Source organism: Pseudomonas sp. AM8 (assembly GCF_036346475.1).
Lineage (GTDB): Bacteria > Pseudomonadota > Gammaproteobacteria > Pseudomonadales > Pseudomonadaceae > Aquipseudomonas > Aquipseudomonas marginalis.
Map to the genome: position 1 here is coordinate 401,968 of NZ_JAOTNX010000002.1, position 21,476 is coordinate 423,443.

The 21,476-nt window shown below is 55.2% G+C and carries 20 protein-coding genes and 1 pseudogene; 12 read left to right on the plus strand and 9 right to left on the minus strand.

The annotated features are described in order from the left end of the window. Window positions 1-204 precede the first annotated feature (204 nt). A complete protein-coding gene (locus V3W40_RS06820; protein ID WP_330214700.1) occupies window positions 205-2,022 on the plus strand; it encodes a sigma-54-dependent Fis family transcriptional regulator in 1,818 nt (605 codons plus the stop codon). Between the two features lie 69 nt (window positions 2,023-2,091). On the opposite strand, the pseudogene V3W40_RS06825 reads toward V3W40_RS06820, so the two are convergent. Together V3W40_RS06825 and V3W40_RS06830 are read right to left on the minus strand one after the other, a co-directional pair. After that, a pseudogene (locus tag V3W40_RS06825) lies at window positions 2,092-2,562 on the minus strand (FecR domain-containing protein); the annotation flags it as partial. Window positions 2,563-2,705: 143 nt separating this feature from the next. After that, a complete protein-coding gene (locus V3W40_RS06830) occupies window positions 2,706-4,823 on the minus strand; it encodes a TonB-dependent receptor family protein (RefSeq protein ID WP_330214701.1) in 2,118 nt (705 codons plus the stop codon). Between the two features lie 240 nt (window positions 4,824-5,063). Between V3W40_RS06830 and V3W40_RS06835 the strand changes: the two genes are divergently transcribed. From V3W40_RS06835 to V3W40_RS06845, 3 genes are all read left to right on the plus strand, one after another. Then, entirely contained in the window at window positions 5,064-5,222 is a 159-nt protein-coding gene (locus tag V3W40_RS06835; protein ID WP_330214702.1) for a hypothetical protein, read from the plus strand. A 4-nt stretch (window positions 5,223-5,226) separates the two neighbouring features. Then, window positions 5,227-5,853: a helix-turn-helix domain-containing protein gene (locus V3W40_RS06840; protein ID WP_065927114.1), complete on the plus strand. Its 627-nt coding sequence runs from the start codon at window positions 5,227-5,229 to the stop codon at window positions 5,851-5,853. A 64-nt stretch (window positions 5,854-5,917) separates the two neighbouring features. Next, window positions 5,918-6,424 (plus strand): hypothetical protein, encoded by a 507-nt coding sequence (locus V3W40_RS06845; RefSeq protein ID WP_330214703.1) that lies wholly within the window; start codon window positions 5,918-5,920, stop codon window positions 6,422-6,424. 253 nt (window positions 6,425-6,677) lie between these two features. Here V3W40_RS06845 and V3W40_RS06850 read toward each other — a convergent pair whose 3' ends face one another. The 6 genes from V3W40_RS06850 to V3W40_RS06875 form a co-directional block, all read right to left on the minus strand. Continuing rightward, window positions 6,678-6,947, minus strand: a complete 270-nt coding sequence (locus V3W40_RS06850) for a hypothetical protein (RefSeq protein ID WP_065927112.1) — start codon at window positions 6,945-6,947, stop codon at window positions 6,678-6,680. Window positions 6,948-7,071: 124 nt separating this feature from the next. After that, complete coding sequence (locus V3W40_RS06855; RefSeq protein ID WP_027607308.1) at window positions 7,072-7,821, minus strand: hypothetical protein; 750 nt, start codon at window positions 7,819-7,821, stop codon at window positions 7,072-7,074. A 501-nt stretch (window positions 7,822-8,322) separates the two neighbouring features. Beyond that, complete coding sequence (locus tag V3W40_RS06860; protein WP_330214704.1) at window positions 8,323-8,955, minus strand: hypothetical protein; 633 nt, start codon at window positions 8,953-8,955, stop codon at window positions 8,323-8,325. A 101-nt stretch (window positions 8,956-9,056) separates the two neighbouring features. Continuing rightward, complete coding sequence (locus V3W40_RS06865; RefSeq protein WP_027607310.1) at window positions 9,057-9,341, minus strand: hypothetical protein; 285 nt, start codon at window positions 9,339-9,341, stop codon at window positions 9,057-9,059. 30 nt (window positions 9,342-9,371) lie between these two features. After that, complete coding sequence (locus V3W40_RS06870; RefSeq protein WP_137212182.1) at window positions 9,372-10,268, minus strand: hypothetical protein; 897 nt, start codon at window positions 10,266-10,268, stop codon at window positions 9,372-9,374. 312 nt (window positions 10,269-10,580) lie between these two features. After that, entirely contained in the window at window positions 10,581-11,144 is a 564-nt protein-coding gene (locus V3W40_RS06875) for a hypothetical protein (RefSeq protein ID WP_323146479.1), read from the minus strand. Between the two features lie 1,128 nt (window positions 11,145-12,272). Between V3W40_RS06875 and V3W40_RS06880 the strand changes: the two genes are divergently transcribed. From V3W40_RS06880 to V3W40_RS06905, 6 genes are all read left to right on the plus strand, one after another. Next, window positions 12,273-12,815 carry a tyrosine-type recombinase/integrase gene (locus tag V3W40_RS06880; RefSeq protein WP_330214705.1) on the plus strand — a complete coding sequence of 181 codons (543 nt, stop codon included), beginning with the start codon at window positions 12,273-12,275 and terminating at the stop codon, window positions 12,813-12,815. Window positions 12,816-13,003: 188 nt separating this feature from the next. Then, complete coding sequence (locus V3W40_RS06885; protein ID WP_330214706.1) at window positions 13,004-13,474, plus strand: hypothetical protein; 471 nt, start codon at window positions 13,004-13,006, stop codon at window positions 13,472-13,474. Between the two features lie 287 nt (window positions 13,475-13,761). Continuing rightward, window positions 13,762-14,391 carry a hypothetical protein gene (locus V3W40_RS06890; protein ID WP_330214707.1) on the plus strand — a complete coding sequence of 210 codons (630 nt, stop codon included), beginning with the start codon at window positions 13,762-13,764 and terminating at the stop codon, window positions 14,389-14,391. Between the two features lie 45 nt (window positions 14,392-14,436). Continuing rightward, on the plus strand, window positions 14,437-14,853 hold the full coding sequence (locus V3W40_RS06895) for an endonuclease (protein WP_330214708.1): 417 nt from the start codon (window positions 14,437-14,439) through the stop codon (window positions 14,851-14,853). Window positions 14,854-14,866: 13 nt separating this feature from the next. Beyond that, on the plus strand, window positions 14,867-15,325 hold the full coding sequence (locus tag V3W40_RS06900) for a thiol-disulfide oxidoreductase DCC family protein (protein ID WP_330214709.1): 459 nt from the start codon (window positions 14,867-14,869) through the stop codon (window positions 15,323-15,325). 512 nt (window positions 15,326-15,837) lie between these two features. Then, window positions 15,838-16,440, plus strand: coding sequence for a hypothetical protein (locus V3W40_RS06905; protein WP_330214710.1), 603 nt, complete (start codon window positions 15,838-15,840; stop codon window positions 16,438-16,440). Window positions 16,441-17,114: 674 nt separating this feature from the next. Here the strand turns inward: V3W40_RS06905 and V3W40_RS06910 are convergent. Further along, a complete protein-coding gene (locus tag V3W40_RS06910) occupies window positions 17,115-18,047 on the minus strand; it encodes a tetratricopeptide repeat protein (RefSeq protein ID WP_330214711.1) in 933 nt (310 codons plus the stop codon). A 247-nt stretch (window positions 18,048-18,294) separates the two neighbouring features. On the opposite strand from V3W40_RS06910, the gene V3W40_RS06915 reads away from it, so the two are divergent. Both V3W40_RS06915 and V3W40_RS06920 read left to right on the plus strand, forming a co-directional pair. Next, complete coding sequence (locus V3W40_RS06915) at window positions 18,295-18,633, plus strand: hypothetical protein (protein WP_330214712.1); 339 nt, start codon at window positions 18,295-18,297, stop codon at window positions 18,631-18,633. Between the two features lie 515 nt (window positions 18,634-19,148). Further along, complete coding sequence (locus V3W40_RS06920) at window positions 19,149-20,873, plus strand: hypothetical protein (RefSeq protein WP_330214713.1); 1,725 nt, start codon at window positions 19,149-19,151, stop codon at window positions 20,871-20,873. The last annotated feature ends 603 nt before the right edge of the window (window positions 20,874-21,476 follow it).

Sequence of the window (21,476 nt, forward strand, 5' to 3'; positions counted from 1 at the left end):
CAAAAACGGCAGGTGCTTGATCCGCAAGGAAATGGGTGAAACGGGATGTTCAGGAGCGAACAGAAATGAACAGGTCTGGCTGAACAACTGAACAATCCGGGGGTTGACAATGAACAGTTATGAACAACACTCTTTGAACCCGATTGACGTGGTTGCATCCGTTGATTGTGCAAGACCCCAAAACAATAAAAAGAAGGTCGCCCCATGGCCGAACCCCTGGCTCACGACACCCTTATCCAGGAATCCTGGCGCCGTTGCCGCGCCTTCGGCCTGGACCACCAGAGCACGCCCAGCTTCGATCAACTGCCCGCCGAGGGCATCAGCCAATTGCTGGAAAGCCAGCATTCCCTGGTGCAGACCACGCACCAGGAAGTCCTGCCCTACTACGAAAACATCCTGAGCAATTCCAACTGCCTGATCATGCTGGCCGACAACCAGGGCCAGGTGCTGACCAGTTGGGGCACTCAGCGCTTTATCGAGCCCAAGCTGGCCCGAGGGTTCAGCGCCGGCGCCAGCTGGATGGAGCGTTCCAGCGGCACCAATGCCATCGGCACCGCACTGGCCTGTGCCCAGGCGGTGCATATCGAACATGACGAACACTTCCTCAAGGCCAACCGCTTCATGACCGGCTCGGCAGCACCGATCTTCGATGCCCAGCGCGAAATCATCGCGGTGCTGGATGTCTCCAGTGACAGCTACCTGCCGCCCTCCCACACCCTGGGCATGGTCAAGATGATGAGCCAGACCGTGGAGAATCGGCTGATCCTCAACCTGTTTCGCGGTGAGCATTTCCAACTGACCTTCAACACCGGCCTGAGCAACCTCGACAGCCAATGGGCGGGCCTGCTGATCTTTGACGAGAGCGGCCAGGTGCTCTCGGCCAACCGCCGGGCCGACAACCTGTTGGGCATCAGCCTGTCGCGGGTGATGATCGACAGTTTGTTCAAGGTGTCGCTGCTGGAGTTGCTCAATCAACCGGAGGGCCTGCCCTTTTCGTTGCAGGCGGCGGGACGCAATCGCTTCCAGTGCCTGCTGAAGCGACCGAAGCAGATGCCGGTGCAGGCCCGCGTGTTCAGCGAACCCGTTGCGCCAAAGCCCGCCGCGATTGGTTTGAAGACCCTGCACTTTGGCGATGTGCGCGTGGAAAAAGCCGTGCGCCAGGCCGAGCGTTTGCTGGAGAAGGACATCCCGCTGCTGATCCACGGCGAAACCGGGGTGGGCAAGGAAGTCTTCGTCAAGGCCCTGCACCAGGCCAGTTCCCGCAGCCAGCAGGCGTTTATCGCGGTGAACTGTGCGGCGATTCCCGCCGAGCTGGTGGAATCGGAACTGTTCGGCTACGAAAAAGGCGCGTTCACCGGCGCCAACCAGAAAGGCAGCATTGGCCTGATCCGCAAGGCCGACAAGGGCACGCTGTTCCTCGATGAAATCGGCGATATGCCGCTGCCGACGCAAGCGCGCCTGTTGCGGGTATTGCAGGAGCGTTGTGTGCAGCCGGTGGGCAGCAGCGAGTTGTTCCCGGTGGATTTGCGCATCATCTCGGCCACTAACCGGGCCTTGCGCGAGCAGGTCCAGGCCGGGCGCTTTCGCGAGGACTTGTACTACCGCATCGGCGGCCTGACCCTTGAATTGCCACCGCTACGCGAGCGCAGCGACAAACGGGCGCTGTTCCAGCAACTGTGGCAGCAACACCGGGAGCCAGGCCAGTGGGCCGGGCTCAGCGCCGAGGTGCTGGCACTGTTCGAACAGCACCCGTGGCCCGGCAACCTGCGCCAGGTGAGCAGCGTGCTGCAGGTGGCGCTGGCGATGGCCGAGGAACAGCCGATCCGCCCGGAGCATCTGCCGGACGATTTTTTTGTCGATTTGAACGTGACGGCGCCACTGCCCGCCAGTGAACACCTGGATGCCAGCATCGACCTGACCCAGCGCTTGAAGGCCGCTGGCGGGAATATTTCCCACCTGGCGCGGGAGCTGGGGGTGAGCCGCAACACCCTGTACAAGCGCCTGCGCCAAGGCAATGACTGAACGCACGTAGCCACCCATCGCGCGCCCCCCCGTAGGATTTGTGTGAGGGTGGATATGCGGGGAGAGGCCTCAGCGCGGCTTCACCACCACCAGCAGATCGGTGAAGTACTCCACCTGGATCGGCAGGTTATCCGCCAGGGTCGACAGCGCCGCCGCCGTGTCATCCAGCTTGAACACCCCGGTCACCCGCAGGTTCTGCAGGGCCTGGGGGTCGAAGCGCACGAGGCCGTGGCGATAGCTGGCCAGGGTTTGCAGCACTTATTTCACGTCCACCGCCGAGTTGCTGTTGAGTTGCAACTGGCTGCCGTCTTCAAGGGCGATCTGGCGCCGCTCGCCCACCCCGGTGCGCTGGTCGGCCATCCACACCGGCAGGTGCGTAAGGCCCAGCCAGCCGCAGAGTAATACGCCGAGCACGCCCATCACCTGGGCACCACGCGCGCGGCGCGGGGCAAATGCGCGGTTCAGGGCCACGCGTGCGGGTTGTGCAGGCAAGGTATCGAGGCTGCCCCACAGTGAGCGCATGCGCTCGATGGCGACGGCAACTGTACAAGGGGGCTTGCTCCCGATAGAGGGTGGATCAGTCAGCTTATCTGTCGCTGATACACCGCTATCGGGGCATGGCTATCGGGGGCAAGCCCCCTCCCATAGTTTGATCTCCATGCAGCAGGTAACTGTGTGTCCTCTTAGCGCCAGCTCCATGAGACACCGGTGTAGATCCCGCGTCCGTCCGCCGGGGTGGAGCGTGCGACATCCAGGCCCTTGTCGTCGTAGCCCGGCGTGACGGTGTTGGCGTAGCGGCGGTTGGTGAGGTTGCGCAGGTCGACCCAGGCTTGCCAGTCCTGCTTGGGTGCGTCGTAGCCGAAGGTCGCGCCCAGAAGGGTGTAGGACGCGGCGTAATAGGAATTGGCGTAATCCTCCGCCACCCGCGAGGAATGCTCGGTATTGAGGCTGGTGTAGAAGCCCGTCGGGTGGCCGTAGCGCAGTTGCGCCTGATAGTAGTGCTGGGGGATGCCCGGCAAGCGGTTGCCGCCGAAACGGTCGTCGTCGCGGTAGTGGAAGTCGCTGAAGGTATAGGCCTGGCGCAGGTCGAGCTTACCGCTGCGGCCGCCGTCCCACAGCGGGCTGAGCAGACCCAGCTCCACGCCCTGATGCACGGTGGGGCTGGCATTGGATTCGGCGACGATGGCATTGCTGGTCGAGGTCTGGGCCTGGGTTTCCACGGTGAGCAGTTCGTGGCGCACTTCGGAGCGGTACAGCGCCAGGTCCCACTGGCCGAGCCATGCTTCGCCACGGCCACCGATTTCCAGGGTGGTGGCAGTCTGGTTTTTCAGGCTGACGCCTTCGCGCTGTAATCCAGTGGCCGGGCCGCTGCCCGCTGGAAAGTATTTGTTGGAACCCCAGATCATCGACCACGCATGCGGCGGCTCGACCGAGCGGCTCAGGTTGCCGTACACCTGCAACTGCGGGGTGAAGTCATAGCGCAGGCCGATGCGCGATGCGTAGTCCCAGTCATGCTGGCTGAGCGGCGCCTGGCCTTCGGGATAGGTGACCTGGGTTTCACGGCGGGTGTAGATCGCGGCCAGGCCGGTGGTCAGCCACAGGTCCTGGACCAGCTCCAGGTCATTGCCGATATGCAGCACGGTGTCTGACCCCAGGTAGCTGTAGTCGCGGGTCTTGGTGCCTGGGGCATAGGTTGCGGTGTTGCCGGCTGGCGTGCGCACGTATTCCGATGTGCCGTTGTTGGGCATCGCCTGGGTGGTGCGCAGGCCGAGGGTGGTTTTGCTGTCGTGGCCGAACAGCGTGTCCTGGCGGATGTAATTCAAGGTGCTGCTGATATCGGTGTAGGCCACCTTGAGACGGTTGGTGCCTTCGCGCAGGTCCATCGGGTAATCGTGATAGGCCAGCCCGACTTCCAGGCGCGAATTGTCGTCCAACTGCAAGGTGGTCTTGTTGGCGATCCAGGTGGAACCCGGTTGCAGGCGCTTGGAATCGCGGGCAGCGTTGAGACTGTTGGCGGCACGCGGGTCGTGGCTGATCTGGGCGCGGGTGAGTTTGCCGGGGGTGTCGTTGGTGGTTTCGCGGTAGCGGAAATAGAAGCGGGTTTCCAGGTCCGGGTTGAAGCGGTAGCCGAAGTTGGCGGCCATGCCCTTGCCGGTGGCGGCGCTCTGGCGCTGGTAGCCGTCGGATTCCGAGTCGGTGAGGCTGATGTAGTAGTCGGCATCCCCCAGCACCTGGCCCGAACTGATCTCACGCTGGGCATAGCCACGGCTGCCAGCTTCATAGCGCACTTGCAGCTTGGGCGCATCGTAGCCGGTATGGGTCACGTAGTTGACCGCGCCGCCCAGGGCCAACGCGCCTTGATCAAAACCGTTGGCGCCACGCAGCACCTCGACGCGGCTTTGCCACAGCGGGTCCTTGAGTTCATAAGGGGTGCCGCCGGGGCCGGTCAGCGGCAAGCCATCGAACATTTCGTACAGCCCTGAAGCATGGGCGCCCGGGCTGCGGTTCAGGCCCGAACCACGAATGGACAGCTTCACCCCTTCATTGTTTGCCGCCTTGGCATACACCCCAGGCTGGTACTTGAACACGTCTTCATTGGTGCTCACCCGCCCCTGCTGCACGCTGCTCATGTCGATGTAATTGGTAGCACCGGGCACGCTCTTGAGCTGCGCCTGGGCGACTTCGCCGGCGCCGGCCTCGGGCGTGGTAACTTCGACCGGCGCCAATTGCAGGTCTTCGGCGTGCACCAGGGAGCTAAAGGTCAGGGCGGCGAACAGGAACGGAGGTGGGCGCAGCAGCATGGGCGGATCCTTGGAATTCGGGGGCGTGAAAGGCTGGGCCGTCACGCGAACAGTGATGGGAAGACAACGATGCCCGCCAAGTCACGCCTTAATAACGGACCAGACGCTTCCCACAACAGCGTCGGACCGGATTTATTTTTTAAGTCCAAAATCGAATTAATACATGCAAACTCAGTATTTAAAGAAATAACCAGTACGCATTACTGTGGAGCCATCGAGTCACCTACGAGATCGCCTCCCATGCCTGCATCCGCCACCGTCATCGACTTTACCCTCCACCGCAAACGCCGCCAGGCACGTGCTGCGGCCGAGTTGATATGGGCGATGTACGCGGCGCGCGCAGGGTTGGCGGTGTTTACCACCCACGCCGCAACGCCCAGCGATACACGCCGGGCGTAGGCCAATGAATTTCCTGCATGTGATTCCCGAACCGCCCGAACCGCTGCCCAAGCCCAACACCGATGACGATGTGATCAGCCTGTGCGTTGCGCATAACCTGCAACGCCTGCGCAGCAAACGGCACTTGTCACTGGACGCCCTGGCACGCGCCTGCAGCGTGAGCCGGGCAATGCTGGCGCAGATCGAATCCGGGCGCAGCGTGCCGTCGATCAAGGTGTTGTGCAAAATTGCCAAGGGCTTGAAGGTGTCGGTGGCGGCGTTCCTGGAAGACCGCGCGTTCGAAGGGGTGGAAGTGTTGCCGGCGCAGCAGAGCAAGCGCCTGGTGAGTGCCGATGGTGCGTTTATCAGCCGCGCATTGTTTCCCTACGATACGGCACGCCAGTCCGAGTTCTACGAGATTCGCCTGCGGGCACTCGGCGAGGAAGTCTCCCAAGGCCACGGCCCGGGCATCCAGGAAAACCTGGTGGTGGCCCAAGGCGTACTGGAAGTCAGCGTCAATGACGAGCGCTACCTGCTGTCCACCGGCGATTCAATCCTGTTCTACGCCGACCAGCCCCACCGCTACCGCAACCCGGCGGACAGCGAAGCCGTGGCGTTCCTGGTGATCACCTACCCCGAGCGGCTGGATTAATCACGGCAAAAAAAACGCCCCGACTTATCGGGGCGTTTTTTCATCGCGCGCGACCTGTCAGCAGGTGCAGCACATCATCGGCATGCCGTTGCAGCTCATCATCATGGGCATGGCGCAGTCATTCATCATTTTGTTCATGAGCATGCAGCAGTTGTTCATCATGTCCATGCTCATGCCCGGCATCGGCATCATTTTGCACATCATGCCGTCGGCCATCATGGTGCATTCCATGACGCACTTCATCATCGGCATCGGCATGCCCATCATCGGCATCATGTTCATGCCGGTCATCATGGCCATGGCGTCGGCCGACATACACATCATCGACAGGTTGGCGCACTGCATCATCATCGGCATGCCGCAGTTCATCATCATCGCCATCATTTCGGCATTGGTCTTGAACTGGGCCATGTCCATGCCGGCTGCCGGCTTCATGGTGCACATCATGGCGTCAGCGGCCATTTCGCATTTCATGGTGGCCATCATCATCGGCATGCCTATCATCGGCATCATTGGCATGGAGGTGTTCATCGGCATCTGCATTGCATTCATCATGTTCGAAACTCCGTAATCGACAGGAAATGGCTAGGTTCTGGCGCCGATTCTAGAGAGACCGGAGGGCTGCGCAAGACGCCGGCAGAGCAGCAGGAATGGGTGTTCCCAGGCACGCTTAGTCGAACAAGACAGCTGTATTTGGCGTGATAACAGTGATTAGGACGCTATTGCGTTACTTATATCCGTTATCTGGCGGATATGGACGTCATGGATATTCGATTGAGGAATCTAGTCCAATCTTAAGGAAATAAACGGTCTAACGGATGACGCTAGCCGTCGGGCTTTTCCAGCGACTGCATCAATTCATCGGCCTCCGACCCTGGTGGTAGCCTGAACCCATGCATTTCATCAGTGGCCAGAATTTCCCCCAGAGCAGCGAGCAACTGCGCCTCTGTCGGCGAGTCTCGCAGCAATTTATGCGCGGGCAGCAACAGCTCAGAGGGAACGCCGTGAACGCTCGCGGCGTCGATCACAGCAAAGAGGATAAAGCGCAGGCGTATTTCGCGGTCCGTCGGCCAAGCCGTTTTTCGCTTACCCAAGGTAGGGCCTCGTTTTTTCAGAAAAATCCGAGGCTATTGCGCACAGGGAGGTGTTTCAAGCATCGGAATGCAAGATAGGCAGATTCCTACATTCAAAGGAGAAACAGCATACCGAACAACCCAGTTACTGCACCGGCAGGAAATTCATCAACAACAGGCTTTGTGCATAGTTAAGCCCAATACGGCGGTAGCGTTCGTCGAGCATCTGGGTCAACAGGTCCAGACGCGCAACAATCTTGCCGAACTCGACGGCGAAACTCAGGTTGCTGCCCTCCTCCGAAATCTCGTTGGAAAACAGGAGCAGGACGCCATTTGCATCCTGGCGCTTGCTGAGCAACCAGGTGGCCTTCTCGATGTTGCGCGCGGCATTGCTGACGAACTGCGGGTTGATCGAGTCGGTAATGTAGAACTCGGTACGCCCACCGTGGGCGGTCACGATCATGCTGCCGATGGCATAGATAAACGCCCCGACCCGATCGCCCTGAAATTCAGGGCTCAAGGAGTAGCTCAGCGCTGCCAGGTCGCGACGCTCCCCGAGGGCAGGCAATGAGCGGCGCTGCTCAATGGCCAGGCGGATCTCCCGCGCAGCGCTCACCGCATCCGGATAACCCGACTGGCGCCACTGGTTGGGGTTGCGCAGGTAGAGCTTGTTCATAAGCAAATACAGGCTTTGCAAGTTGTCGCGCATGCCCAGGGTCGCCATGCGATCGACACTGGTCTGGAAGAATTCATCGGGTTTGCCATCACTGAACTGCTTGGCGATGTCCCGCCCCTGCTGCTGGGTACAGCCACTGGCACAGAGTATCAACACCACGGCCAGCCACAGGGGCCGAGGCACTCGTCGAGTCTTGAATAAAAGTAACGTGCGATCCATCGGCACCCGATCTGGTTCTTTTGCCCACGCGGGAAATCGGCAGGGCTGGGACAAAGATAGATTGGATAAATGAAAAAAAGTGCGATGGGCTGGGCAGATAGTTGTAAGCAGAGCCTGCCGGGGGACTGAATCGGCCCAATCGTGAAAGATTCGTTTCAGGGCCTATACTCAATGGAACAGTTGCGAGTGTTGTTGGCGATCCAGGGAGGATCTACATCGCGTACGACACTTCCCCCCGCAGCTGTACAGGAGGGTCGCACAGATGAAACATCCCATTCGAGCTCAGATTTTTGTCCAGGTGATTTGCCTGCTTTCGGTGGCTCAGCTTTTCTGCTGAGCCATGGGTCACTGCCTTTAAGATCAGCTGCGCGTGTGGCTGGGGCAGTTTTCGCCCTGTATTTGGGCCCATCAACTTAAATGCCATTGCTGCCGCAGTAGCGTTCGCGCGGGTTTCAAGCGCGGACGGCCCGACACTACGAGTCTGGTATTAACGCGAATGTTTCATTTATCCAGATTCACCAGCTCGTGCATCCGCGCCCCTATCATTCCCCGCAACCATTCAGCGTGAAACGCCATTTCGTCCAGAGAGATACCCTCACCCAACCGATATTCGAAAACCTTGTCCTTGGGTCCCTGACCCACGAGGTGGAAATGCCCATAGCGATCAAACCGGGCGAGGACGTAGGGGCAGACGTAAATGATGTTGCTGAATGGCACCCGCACTTCGTAGGGCCCGCGGCCACGACGGATAACCGTGAGGCTGAGCAGTTGCTGGTTTTCATCGAACGTAAAGGCCTCCACATGAGGCGTAGAGGCCATCCAGGCAAACATCGCACCGATGAGCACTGCGGTACCGAGCATGAACAGGATGAGCGTCGACGTCGTAAAACTCGATTCAGCGCTGGGCGGCGCGCCCTGCAGCGCTCCGAGCCCGGCCAGGAGCAACATCACCAGCCCGTAGCCCGGCAACAGCATCAGTAGCGCAATGTAGAACCCCAGGTTCCCCCGACCACTGCCGCCAACGCTCGGTAGATCCGGGCCGTAATACCAGGTGGGTGGGTGCGCGACAGGGCTTCCAGTGCTTGGCGCTCCGGGAAGCGTGGCGACGAGGTGAGGTGGGTCTTGACGGTTCATCCAACAGGCTCCAGGGGTTGCAGCGTTCAATAATGGGCGAAAAGCCAGGAACCTTTGCGTTCCCCTCAAACCGTTAGTTGGACGCCCGCCTACGGGCGGCCTTACTTGAGCAGGGCAATCACCGCGCAGACAATCATGATCGCCAGCGCCGGCCACTGCATGGGCATGAAAAAGAAGTGATGGCGCACGCCATCTTCATGCACCTGCCGATTCAGGACAAAGCCCAGCACGGTATTGATGGCCGAGCCAATCCCCACCCCCATCAACAGTTGCATCAGTGAGGTATTGCCGGGTTTGACGCTGGGGTCGGGCCACACCCCCATCAGCAACAACACCATGGCCACCGGCGTGAACAGTGTCAGCCAGCCTGCGCCGCGATAGATCATCGTTTAATCCTCATGAATGACACGATTGGCTCAAGCCGGTTCGCGTGCTTGCTCTTCAGCCGCAAACACGGCATCGAGTGTGTTGAGGAACAGGTCGTGGCTCAGAATGCCGGTGGCGATGGTCGACAACACGGGTTTGCCGCTCTCGTCCTTGATCACCACCTTTTCGGTCCAGGCGTTGAGGTCGACGGTACGCAGCGACGACATCGGCACCTTGCGCCCCTGGTATTCGAGAAAATCCTGGCTCACCACAATCGGCGTCGTGGTGATTTTGAGGAAGTTGCCGCTGACACGCTTGCCCCAGACCTGCCCGGAGCTGATGCAATTGAACCTGACCGCCCCACCCGACTCCAGCGTCGCCCGCACCCCCGGCAGACGTGCACGTACGTGCAGCTCACGGACCAACTGCTGGAAATCGTGAAAGCCCTTGAGGCTCTCGATCACTCGATGAAACGGCTCCGTGGCATTACGACGGTAAGCCACGTTGGTGATCATGCCGGTCAGCACGGTTTGCCCGGAGCCAAACAGATACAAGTCATCGATCTCGGCAAAGGCGGTGTATTCGCGCTGATCGTTGATGATGCGCTCGATACCATGCTCATACACGTCGTAAAGCGGCGCACGCAGTTTCCTGTGCCAGGCGTAAGCGGCAAATACACCCAGCCCGAGAACCGCCAGCAAAGCGCTGGTGGCGTAAATCAAGGTATGGGGGCTGCTGAAGCTGAAGGCCATGCCACGGGACGTCTGGAGGCTGACCGGCCCTTCATTGCCCGGTGGCAGGATCGTGCCCAGATACAACACAAACCCGGCGAGACCTAACAACACAACGCCAAATATCAAACTGAAAATCAGAAAACCCTTGCCGTGACGGAAACTGGCGATCAGTTCGCCGGTGGCGGAAGGCGCTTGGGAGGGGGATGACTGCATAACGCTTGCGTCCTTGTAATGGGGTTGCGCGCACCGCTGTTTATGCGGGGCCGATTGAACCCTGCCGTCATTGGGCGGGCTTGGCACGGCAGGTTGGAACATGGCCCATTAACATCGTTCCCTGTGCATATGGGTTAATGCCAACGGGTTCACAACGTTCGCGACATTGGGGCCGGAAACACGAAAGCCCCGCTAAGGCGGGGCTTTCGTTTAAGTCCTGGCGGGAAACCACGCCTGGGACCCTCGTCATCTTTCGGACAGTGCAGCGCTTGTTTCACCAGCTGGCAAAAGACGTCCCCGGACGTGGAATCATTATCGGGCTTGGCGAAGCACAAGCTCCGACAGACGGGTCTTAACTCGGAAGCAGAACTCACGAATTTGAAATTGATAAGCGGGCATAACCATGTAGTTTAAATCGGGACCCAATGAGTCTTTAATTTCCATGTATTTGGCAGTCTTGGCAGCAATGGCCTGGTATTGCGCCTCGTATTTATCGTAAGACGCTTTGTTGTAGACCTTTAAAACATCCAGTTCTTTACGGCATTGCTCAGCGCGATTTTGGTTCAAGTTTGTTTCTGTTTCTGACTGAGCAGACTCCAAAGAAGCTGCTTTTGGGGCGTCAGCACTGGCGTTCGCAGGTGCAGCCTCGTATCGCACAGTCCACTTTTCTGGGGTCGAAGGTGCGACCTCAGGCGGTGCTTCCTGGACGACGGCAGGAGGTGGAGTCACATCAGGTTTTTCGGGAGTTTTCGTAGCGCATCCAGAGAGGGCAAGCCCTACCACTACAACGATGCCACACATTTTATCCATCGGTTCCACCAAGAGGTAATTACGGATGGCTGAGTCGTTAGGTTCTGGGTAAAAGTAATAACTCATTCAATGATCGAGTGTAATTTTTCTACCAGCCTCAAGGCGCTCAGCCTCTCTTCCTTGAGTGCGCAGATGAACGATAGTAGTAAAAAAATAAAAAGATGACGAGCAAAAGCTGGCTGAAAAAACCACGAATTAAATGAGCCAGTGGAAGTGGCTTCAGTTGCTTGATTCAGGTCCCGGGCTGCATCGGCAATCATCAGTATTGGCTGCGCGAGTCTGCTACAGGGCACAGTAAGCAGAAGATCGCCAAACCCCAGAAACGCGAAAGCCCCGCATAGCGGGGCTTTCGTTTGAATCTTGGCGGGAAACCAGGGATTCGAACTCTTATATAAGGTTCAACCCAATACTTCCTCAAGCGCCATTACGGTAGCTTTAAGCTGCACTTTAGTCAACATCAATGAATCCGGGCTCTCTGCCAATGAAATACGAGCGTAGCCCGTTGTCGCCCCAAAGCTTGCAAAGGTGCAACTCGTTGCATGTTAAGCGTTGCACCTTAACGAGGCCGAGAGACTCAGGACAAAAGACCGGAGCCAACCCCACCACCCGGTTCGGTCTGACGATCACTCGCGGGACTTTGCAGTCTCAGAGCGTGCTCGCATGGGCAGGCGGCTCCTAGAGATGGAGGATCAGCATTGAGAATCTCTATGCTCACAGGCTGCCCACCGCATCGTAACCTCACCAAGACTCGATCTACCGAAACACTCCTGAAGTCACCACTCATGCTCTGCAATCGCTAATTCCGCATTTTATAATTTCGGCGTCGGTCTTTTACGGAAACTCGCACAATGGATAAGCGGCTTCCGCTATAAATATAAATTATTGACAGGCACTCAATTCAACAGCAAACGTCACAAACAAAGTTTTAATCAATTGCATTCGGGATAATCGCTGAGCAATAACAGCATTTACATACTAAAACACAAACTAATGCCCCCATCACTATAACCATAACGAAAAACCAATAAAACAAAGCCGCGCTAGAAACTTTCTGAAAACCACAAAATCAAATTAAGAGTCTACTTTTAATATACTGTTAAAAGATTACCACACGCCGAAAAAAGTGCAAAAACACCTTGACGTCAGCGCAGTCACTCCTCTTAAATGGCAGCCCTCTCATGACGGTGATTGATGATGAGTCGAGCAAAAGAAGATATGCAAAGCAAAGCGACTAGGCCTTTTAGTCGAGGTGAGCTGATGCAAATAAAAGAAACTCTCGAACAGAAAGGCTCGCTTACAGATCGGTTACTTTTCTCCCTAATGCTCACAGGCATGAGGCCCAGCGAATATTTGCCGATCAGATCGCAAGACTTGGTGCTTGGATTCGAGAACACAGTAAACTTCAGAGCAGTTTCACTGCCAAAGCAAGACGTAGATCTTGCTGTAGAGATACTGAACCTGAGGAATAGCTCAAAGAATGACTATATTTTCCCCAGCGGCTCAGCTTCAAACTCTCCGATGAAGCCTGAAGAACTTAGTAAGAAGCTTGGGAGCTGGCTGAAGGCTGCGAACGTATGCCATGGCGGACGCTCGCCACACGTCGTTCGTCGTTCGGTAATTATAGCTAATGCAGAAGCGGCGATACAGGTATCCAAGCGTTTCGATCCTGCCATGGGCACAATCAGCCGGAACATGACCCATCACTACGTTATCAACAAGCGCCCGCCGCAAAACTAATAAGAACAGTGAAAGGGCGAGACCGGGCCAAGCTTTTAAGCTAACGGAATAGTCTCTAGTGGGGTTACATACCCGAAATTCTTGCCGAAAGACAGCTGACAAGCTAATCAATTGCCCACACCATCAGAAATGGCGCCTTTCGCACCTGATAGCCCTGTTCCGCCTACGCTTTAACTAAGAAGAAATGAATGAAAAACCAACAAGTTGACTTAACTTTCGGACAGCCGTCACGCGCGAGGCTGAATCTAGCCAAGCTGCTTCCGTTTGAGCAATATGAAAACAACTGTGATATACCGCCCGAATGGATCGATCTTGAAGACGTTGAGTTAATCTGGTGGATTGTTGCCTCTAGAATTAGCAAGAAAGAGCTTAGAAATCGTTTAAGAAAGATTGCGGACAGCTACCAAGATTGTGGTTGTTTCGCATTCGCTGTAGTTGCAGACGGGAATGGTCGTGGGCGCTACCCCAGAGGGGTTGTCAATACTCTCCGGTCAATTCTGAAACCAAGCAAGCTGATGTGGCGGCACCCCACGGAAGATGTTCTCCGCATCCAAATGGTGATCTGGCATTTATGCATCTCTGCTGCGCTTGATTGGTGCCCTGCTGAAGCTCTCCCCATGAGACTTCAAAGCCTGAAATTTGAAAAAGCTTTGGATTGAGAGTTGTACAAGACTAGATCGATACTTTCATAAAACGAAATCTTTCGGATCGTCGACACGGCAGACGTCCCTAGCCGCACTCTTCTTGACTCAAGCACCTCGACCTATCGGTAGCTTCTGGGAAAACCATTCCCTCGTTTCTTTAGGCGCTATACCAATGACAAAGCATAAAAATGCCACAGCAAATTCTGCCGCTAACTTCCAGCCATTACCCAATCGATGTCTCGGCGCGCCACAGTGACGCCCCACATATAAATTAAAAATCCTTCGCCAAAACGGTATCCAACATGATTTATTCCCGCTGGCTTCATACCGAACATGAGCAACCTCACAACGATGATGGTGAGGGCGCGTACACGATTTTTTCTACACAGCAGTTATTCGGCGTTGACTGCATGCCGCTCGAGGTCGTGTGCATTCAGAGATTCGCAGTGCTCTGGGAAGGACAACCTGACACTAGGGTGATCGATCTGATCGAGCAGTCTATTACCTTGGCAGTTCTCTCCCCCGTGAAGCTTTTGCATGCGTCCAAAGGGATGCTTGTCGTGGTGTATGACTCCATGTTTGCCGGTGAGACTTATAAGTTGTTTCACCTCGCCTGGGCGAAAATTGCTGCCGGCGCGTTGTATGAAAATTGGACTGTCCTTCTAATCAAAGATACGGATGTCGGACGTGGCGTTGATGGAGGCAGGATTTTCAGACATTTTGCTCGTGACATCCTGGACGACAGCGAAGTCGGAATCGCTGAATTTACGCGTGATATGTTCCTTTTCAAAGGTGACTGGTCGCCTGAAAATATCTTTGGGCCGTCTCCTGCCGAGGAATCGGACGCCGCCTCGGAACGGCAGAGAGACGAGCCAGACCTATTCGACGATGACTTGGATTCGTGGCTCCAGTCGGCGAAAGCGTGCGACTGAACCGCGAGACAAGGTGAAGGATCGGTAGCAAGGACGACGTTCTACATGTTCGACCGGTACAACCTTAAGATGTCTCGCCAGCAGCAACAGCTACTAATGGCATGGGGCAAGCGGTTTCCAGTTACGCCCTGGGAACAGGAGAAAAATAGACGTATCACCGCGATCATGGGGCATCCCAACCCTTTCGTAACTCAAGAAAGCAGTTGGAATCAAGGCTATAAGACGGTGGGCGACGGAGTAGCCATCGGCCTTACGGCAAAGTCGGCGCAATCACAAAAACCGACATCGGTATCCCGCTCCACATCAGTTGGTAGCATTATCGGTAATGGTAAAAGCCATGTTTACCATCTACCTGAAGGTTGCCCAAGCTACGACAAGGTGTCCTCGAAGACCCAGGTAACCTCCGAATCAGAATCCGCCGCTAAATCTGCGGGTTACCGAAAAGCAGGGAACTGTAAATGAAACAACAGACTGAATGACCACGAAAACTGAATCCACTGCCCCGTTCCTACAATCCGGCGACACCGCAGTTCTCTTCGACGGCACATGCAAGCTCTGCAACGGGTGGGCTAGGTTCATCATCCACTATGACAAGGCTCACCGAATTCAGCTCGCTGCGGTTCAGTCGCCTGAAGGCCAGGAGCTTTTGAGGTGGGCCGGACTGCCGCAGGACAAATTCAACACCATTGTTCTCATCTCAAACAACAAGGTGTCCATACGTTCTGAGGCGATGTTCGAGATTTTAGGTCGCCTAAATGCCCCGTGGCGCTGGCTCACGGCTGCACGTGTTGTACCAGCAGCAATGCGAGATTGGATGTACGACAAAATCGCGGTAAATCGCTATCGGTTGTTTGGTCAGTACGACTCCACCCACCTTCCAGCGTCAGATCACGATAAGCGCTTTTTGAAAGCAAACGTCGCATTGGTTCACTAGACCTCAGATTCAGGCGTCAGGGTCGGTGATATATGATCGAACGCATGGTCTTTTCGCTTTCCACTTTACAGATATCGCGAATGCCTTCTATTGCTGAAGGGGGCATTCGCGTCTCTGCAGCATCTGCACAAAAATCCTCCATTCAGCTCAAGTTTTGCCAAAACACACCGTTTTCAATTGTATGTACACGGTGAGAAATCAGCCTTGACCCAATCAATGTCTTCATCCATTAAGATTCTGCGGGGAGCGATATCGTTTCCCGAGACGATCCAGGGCAACCGTCAGCGGAGAACCTGGGAACGACTGATTAGTTACATTGAGTCATCCGACTCACCTTCCGCATTCGATAAGGCAGCATCCTACATCGAAGGCTATGTGCACGCGCTTGTCGATAGCGACCAGATCCACGTTTCTATCGAACGAGATCTGTTGATCATCGAGACGGTCGACGCTTGGCGATGCACCCGTACTGAATCGAACACTTCGCCTTATCTGAACGCCCCAGGAAAACCATGACTTCCTTTTTTAAACGCTACGCCGACGGCGGAACATCAGACCGGCACATCCATATGCCGCAGCGTCTTCTGCCCACGACTGTCAGTCATTGTCCCCTGGAGGTCTTAGTCGGCCATTGGGAAAAGTATCTGGTAGACCCCTCCTCTGCTCGTGAGCATTTTCCATGGGCAGCGCGATTCGTTATGGGCATGCCCGTTCCAACCTGGGCGCGCGGAATGGAGTGGAACCTCGGTCAGAAGTCTCGCTTCATCTCCGCAGTTTGGTCAGGCGGCGATCTGGGGAGCTACCTCACGAATGACTGGTACGAGCCAGTGATCGGTAGCAGGGCATTGGCCGAAAACAGCGAGATTCTGGTTGATGGTCAGCAACGCCTGCACAGCCTGGAAGAATATCTCCTCGACCGTTTGGCGATTCCTGATGCACAAGGACAGCCAAGGATTTGGTCTGAGCTTGGCAACGGCGAAAGGAAACGCTTTCTGTCGACGATCTTTACCCATGTCAGGGTCTCGTCTGGTGAGGAGGTGGCATTGCGGAGGACATACGATCTTTGCGCGCAGGGCGTAGTGCCTCGGTCATTTGATCAACGAGCTGTTCGGTAATCTTTTAATCAAGGCGGTCGGGCGTATCCCTTCGGGAGCGGCTGTCGTAAACCGAGCCCCGCTACGCTGGGTCTCGGCCCTTCGGGCTTCCATCCTTTCGCTCTTCGACCATCATGGTCTGCGCGCTCTGCTTGCAGAGCGATCCGACTTACCTTCTTGCTTGGACATTGGCTACCGCTCCCACATACTGCTGAGCATCCGATCAAAGATGAGGCCGGGCAAATGGGTTGGCTCTTTTGGAAAGACAAGCGCCCCGCATGGGTTCAGGCGGAAGAACGGGAATTCATCAAGGCTGCGAACAGTCTAAAATCTCTCCAGGTAACGCCTCGCGGTGGCATGCGTATAGATCCCGAGGAGATCAGGGATCAGATCCTTGAGGCCCGAGAGTTATACAAAGACCTGGTTCAGAAATAGCGATTGCTAGTGGTCAACCGATTTGGAGCCCATCCGGCCTAGCTCGTACTCCACGCCATCACCCGCCAGAGTCACCAGAATACATCAATCAGTCTTGTGCTTATTTTTCAAGCTAGTCATCTGGGGCCGTCGTGCGCTCAAAACTTCATTGAGACCGCTGAACGGTGAGCTTCCAGGTGCTTGTCCTGGGTATTCGTTCCGCTCGAGCTTACTCCATAGCCTGATTTGTACAGCACACTGACTAGGAACAACGCAGGTGGTCATCCTTGCCATATGGCCTTGCAGGTGGATTGGAACTCACCATCACTGTAAGCATCGGTAACGATTTCCGGTACAACGGATGCATTCTGATTGAAGAAAGTCGCCGCTTCGCTCGCCCGCCCCTGAGCACATAGAATTTTTGTGGCGTTGATGGCTACCCACCGACGAGTCCGGTTTTCGCTTGGGTTGAGCTTCCAGGCACGACTAATGCTGGCTAGCGCGGCAGCGAATTGCTTCGTTCGAAACTCTGAATACGCCTTGAAGTTCCATGCCAAGGGGTCATTGGGATCTCGGGCAACTGCAGTGTTGAAATTTCGCAATGCGCTCTCATAGTCCCCCTTCCTAGCATAAGCCCGACCTTCAGCCATACCAGGCGCCGACTGTTGATCTCCTGAAGCACTAAAAGCGCGAGGAGTGACGATCAATGGTGGAACAGAGCTTTCCTCTTCAGCGGTGTCGTGTTGCGCCATAGGAGTGGCGTTGGGTTCTTGAGCGCCAGAGCGCTGTGACGCGAGCTCTTGTCTGATCGTGCGAACCTGAGCAATCAGAGCATCCGCGTCCGCTGGCAGTGCAAGTCTTGCCAAGGCAATCAATCTAAACTCGGCGTCGGCTTCATCTGACATGATCATGTCTATGTGGTCTTGTAAGAACTTGACTCGGGTAGCATCTCTAGAGCGCTCTATCTCGCTCTGCTTCAGTTTCAGGTCATCTGCCTTCTGCTGTAGCTCTACCTGTTGTCGCTGGGCGTCTAGCTTGAGTCGCCCCGATTCGTTTATGTAGTTTGACGCAGCCGGGATGACAAACCCGAAAACGCTAACAAAAGCGCCTACCCATAAAACTGTTCGGTTGTGACTACTTTCCGACCTAAATTTTGTATGCTCAAGACGAAGCCTATCGCGTTCGACTCCCTGGTTGGATGTATCCTGATCCAATCGCGTTTCCCCACACCGACAATAGGTGATGAATAGTGATGGTAGTAGGCTACCTTCACCCATGTCAGATTGCCACTTAAGTACCTGCACTTCCTTGATCAGGTCGACCACTCGATTGGTGGCTGGCGGCTGATGCTGTGCGCGCCCTTCGGGACGGCTGTCGTAAACCGAGCCGCTCGCCAAGGCGGCGTATCGGCCCGGTGGGCTTCCATCCTCGCGCCTCGGCCTCTCGTCCTGCGCGCTCTGCTTGCCATCAAACAAGCAGCCGATTTCTGGCACCACAGTCCCCGAAGAACTTGATGTCTTCCCTGGCGGTTTTTCCTTGGAGCAGGCGCAAGAGTTGCGAGCCGAGCTACAGAGTGTGGTGACTGCAGCACTCGATTCTTATCCTATTGATCAGGTAAGACAGCTGGTGGCCTCGTACATGCTTACGTTGATTAGTCAAGTTTCCGCCATCAGCGAAACAGTCTCGAGCACCTGTGACATCGCTCTTGTAAAAGGTAACGAGGTGATGATTGCGATGTCCTTCAGGGCCGGCGATCAGGCGCTTACGTTCGCTCCGATGGCCCTCACAGTGCATGATTAAACTAAAAGGTGACGCTCCTTGCAGGCCTGCGTCGTGAACCAAGCTACTCGCAGTCTGACGCGTTCCGCCCAAGGGCTGCCTGCTCAGCTTGCCCCTGCGGAGGGTTACCAAGCTCCAAGCCAGCAACGATGTAACCTCCACCCTCAACAGCCTGACGACGAGTCGGGAGCACAGGCGCACTTCAGCGGCATACCCACGACCCACTGTGAACGCCAACAGGGCCTGCTCATGAAAGTCCTTAACCGCCGATTGCGACTTATCCGCCTCATAGGTCGGAGCATCCATCTTAGGCGTGAGCCACAGCGCTATAGGTGCCGGTCTCCCATTGCTAAGGCATACTTCCAGAAGGGCGGTCATAGGTTGAAGACGCTGATCACCAATGCGAGCTACCTGATCGTCCATCGAGTACGCTGTGACTAGGCTCTTGCAGCGTTAAAGTCGACCCATGAGGCCAGCTAATAAATAACACGATACGAGTTGCCTACCTTTATCTGGACATACCTAAAGGAGTAGCCATGCTTCAGGTCGCCACAGCTAAATTATTTACCCACCCTTCGCACACCAACCGCCTGAAAGGGGTGCTATACACCAATGTACATCTACCCAGTGACACAACTGTTGATACAGCAATGGGATCATTCACCCCCCTTGCGCACACCCAATACGGGAATGCACTTTATTGGGATTTCACAGAGCATGTAGAGGGCACCGAATTTGGCCCTGGTGTTTTACATTCTAATGGTATTGACGCCTATATTGATGACTGTGCAAGCGTGCTGTCTTTCGCGCTAGAGTGTATTTGCACGCCAAGCTCGTCCGTAGCTGATCGACTTATCAGAGTCGGGGCAATTAATCGGCGTGATACACCCAAACAGCTAATACCCAAAATATTTGACAAAGATAGATATATTAAACCTGAGGATATCCCTTACTTTCAGAGTTTACTGAAAAGCATAATTGGTCTACCTCGCGTTAAGTTTCTAGGCGTTATGAAGGCAATCCGGACGTACGTTGCAGCACTTCACCGCCTTGAAGAGGATGTAAATCTCTCGTATACCCTCCTTGTCATGTCCATGGAGACTTTGGTTCAGGATTTCGACGGATATGAAAGCAGTTGGTCAGACATCGAGGATCGAAAGCGCCAACCGCTTGAAAAAGCTATGGAGGACATTGAAAAATCTCATGTAGATGCCATCAAGGATACCTTAATAAAAGTTGAGCACGTGGCCGCTAACAAGCGATTCAAGGCATTCATCCGTAGCCACATCAGAGATGTCCACTTCTCTGTCGAGCTCTCTGGCGAGCCATCGCCGGTAGGTAAAAGGGATTTCGAGGAAGCGCTGAATAATGTCTACAATGTACGCTCTAAGTACGTACATACTCTCAAGCCGCTTCCCAATGAATTTTTAGCTTTTTCAGGCTCCAGTGAGACAGTCCATATAGGTGGCGAGCTCATCTTTACTCTTCGCGGTTTAAGAAGGGTAGCAAAGTCAGTAATTCAGTCCTTTATAGAAAACCAAGAACAGATTGAGAAAGAACCTTACAATTACACTTGGGAAAGCCCCAATATAATTCAGGCAAAAATGTGCCCTAGCACGTGGGTATCAAGAACAGATGGCCTTTCGAATGAGAGTTTTAGGCTGTATTTTGAGGGATACATCTCGCTTCTAGATCAGTTCCTCACCGTCCACCCAGACGGAAAATTATATGACGTTCGAGGGGTTTTAGAAATAGGATTAGCCAAACGCAGTCAACTTAAAGCGGAGCATCATCGTGCCCTTGTCGGCCTATATATTGCCTTTACTTATTTTACCCATCCGACTCTTCACCCTGAAACCAAGCTTGAAAGCATTGATTACGAAGCTATAAACCTTCCTTCTATCGAGTCACTAATAATTCACACTGCTACAGGAGAAGTTACGGATTGGCCTATCGAAGAACATATAAAGCAGCATAACGCCTATTTCAAGAAACGATATAAGACGTCCGGAATCAAGGTACCTCCCAAATTAGAGGCATGTATGGATCTTGCGTTGGCTGAGCGATGGCGGGCATCAGGCGATCACGATAAAGCGTTCGAGACGCTCAATTGCGCACGGCTTAATAGCCCTGGCATAACTGAGATACACAGTTTTAGCGACTCATTCCCTCCAGACTCAGCTATTCAATGGCTTAGAATCGTTTATCCATCGTTGAATAAAGTACGTTCACAAACCACTTTGGACGACAGCGGTCTCTAGAAGATATGCACAAGCAATCAGGTCGCACACATCGATAGCCAATATAAACTGGGGCAATACAGCAGCGGTCGCGTTAGGAACGCCAATTACCTGCCGCCCCCCGCACGGATCCGTACGTGAAACTACCGCATACAGCTCCTGCCTCGGGTATGTGACACGCAGCGATCCTCAGGGTAAGGGTGTGCATTTCTAGGTCTCGGAATATAGAGATCGGACGCCGTCCGTAACGTGACCGTTGGAGCCGATTACGCTGTCTGCGACGCTTAAGGGGGTTGCTGTCAGAGAGGACACAAGGAAAGGATGGATTGGCCGCAGCGATCTGAGCTGTGAACATAGTCGCCTGAGTGCTGCTAGCCAAAGATTCCGGTTACCAGTTGCGGATATCGCAAAGGCGTTATTAATGCGGGAAATGCGTGTCATTAACCGAGCTTTGGTGAAGCCCGCAGCTCGGCCATAGCCCTTATCCCGCGCTCCGCCTGCCATGCCCAACCGAAGCGCCCCAGAGAGCTTGACGACTGGCATTCTCTAAACTCCGGGTTTGCTTCCTATGAACCATCGCGTCACTACGCGCCCTGATCTGTTCGTAGAGGCTTGCCGACATTA